The organism is Streptomyces sp. NPDC005070 (genome assembly GCF_053600395.1).
In genome coordinates this window covers 1-1038 of record NZ_JBSFZS010000596.1, presented here as the reverse complement: position 1 = coordinate 1038, position 1038 = coordinate 1, and the positions used below count along the sequence as shown (strand labels likewise).

The following is a 1038-nucleotide window of genomic DNA, read 5'->3' as shown; positions in this document are numbered from 1 at the left end:
GAGGCGGTCGCCGCCCGCGTCGCGAGATCCCACCGGGCCTACGACGTCGAACTGGACGTAGCCATGGACGGCACGCCGCAGCACCACGCACCGGACGGCACGCCGCAGCACCACGCACCGGACGGCACGCCGCAGCACCACGCACCGGACGGCACGCCGCAGGACGGCGTACCGGACGGTGTGCGGGACGGTGTGCGGGGTCCGGCCGGGCGTGCGGGCCGGTATCTCCTGCGGCTCAGCCCGCGCGGCCCGCTCGGCCCGGACGGGCCGCCGCTCACCGACGACCTGCTGGCCGACCTGCTGGCGCCGCCCGCCGCGGGCACGGTCCCGGTGCGGGGGCATCAGCGGGCGCTGCTCGCGGCGGCGGCCGGTCATCAGGGCGGCCCCGGCGGCTTCGTGGAGCAGCTCCACTGGGACTGGACGGGGCCGCTGGACCTCACCCGGTTCATCGCCTCCTGGCAGTCCCTGGCCGAGCGCGAGACGGTGCTGCGGGCGTCCTTCGAGTGGGCCGGCGCCCCCCGCCTGGTGCTGCACGATCACGCGGCCGTCGAGGTCGTCCGCCACGGGCACACCGATGCCGGCTGGCAGGACCTGCTGCGCCGCGAGCGCGAGCGCGGCTTCGAGCTGTACCGGCCGCCCCTGCTGCGGGTGTCCCTGTTCGAGGGACCGCCCCTGGCCCGCCGCACCAGTACCGGCACCAGTACCGGCACCGGCACCGGCACCGGCACCAGTACCGGCACCGGTACCGGGGCGGGGGCCGGGCGGGGGCCTGTCCGGCTGCTGGTGACCTATCACCGGGCGCTGCTCGACGAGCGCGGGGTGCGGCTGCTGGTGCGCCAGTTCTACCGTTCCTACCTCGCCGGCGGCGTGCTGCCCGGCGCCGACCGGCGCCCCGACATCCGTGACCACGCCCGCTGGCTGACCCGTCAGGACACGGCCGCGGCCCGGGAGTTCTGGGCGGCGGCCGCACCGCCGGCCGGCGCCGCCCTCACCCCGGCCCGCCCGGGTGAGCCGCCCCGGCCCGGCGAGGCGCCCCGG

The 1038-nt window shown here is 78.2% G+C and carries 1 pseudogene; it reads left to right on the top strand.

The features are described 5' to 3' along the window. Positions 1-1038: pseudogene (locus ACWEBX_RS41445) on the top strand (hypothetical protein); the annotation flags it as partial.